The organism is Sphingobium sp., assembly GCF_033795625.1.
Classification (GTDB): domain Bacteria; phylum Pseudomonadota; class Alphaproteobacteria; order Sphingomonadales; family Sphingomonadaceae; genus Sphingobium.
Genome location: NZ_JARYGI010000116.1, coordinates 1 through 754 on the forward strand (window position 1 = coordinate 1; position 754 = coordinate 754).

At 67.2% G+C, this 754-nt stretch carries 1 protein-coding gene; it reads right to left on the reverse strand.

The window, feature by feature from the left end:
* A partial coding sequence (locus tag QHC67_RS18895; RefSeq protein ID WP_319296709.1) for a bifunctional enoyl-CoA hydratase/phosphate acetyltransferase occupies positions 1–754 on the reverse strand: 754 nt, incomplete at both ends.

A 754-nucleotide genomic window follows, 5' to 3' on the forward strand; every position in this document is an offset into this window, starting at 1 on the left:
TGCTTTGCGAGCATGTTGCCGGCCTCCAGATCGGGCACCAGCAGGATGTCCGCCTGGCCGGCGACCGGCGAGACGATACTTTTCTCGCGCACGGCCGCCTCGCTGATCGCATTATCGAGGGCGAGCGGGCCATCGAGCAGCGCGCCTTCGATCTGGCCCCGGTCCGCCATCTTGCAGAGCGCCGCGGCATCCAATGTGGTGCGCATTTTCGGATTGACCGTTTCGACGGCGGCGAGGATCGCGACCCTGGGCTGTTCGATCCCGATCACATGGGCAAGGTCGATCGCGTTGCGCGCGATGTCGGCCTTGTCCTCAAGCGTCGGCTCGATGTTGATCGCGGCGTCGGTGATGATGAGCGGGCGCGGATAGCCGGGCACGTCCATCACATAGGCGTGGCTGATCCTGCGTTCGGTCCGAAGGCCCGTGTCGGACGATACGACCGCGCCCATGAGCTCGTCAGTATGAAGCGAACCCTTCATCAGCAGCGCGGCTTCGCCGGCCCGCACGCGCGCGACGGCTTCGGCGGCGGCGGCGTGGCTGTGCGGGACGTCGATCACCCGGAAGGCCGCAATATCGACACCGGCGTCCTTCGCCGCATTCGTCATACGCGCCGCAGGGCCGATGAGAATCGGAACGACGATGCCGGCGTCGGCGGCCTCAGCCACTGCGCGCATGGCGTCGGCGCTGCACGGATGGACCACGGCCGTGACGCACGCAGATCCGTCCTTGGCGCGCGCCATCAACTGGCGGAAGC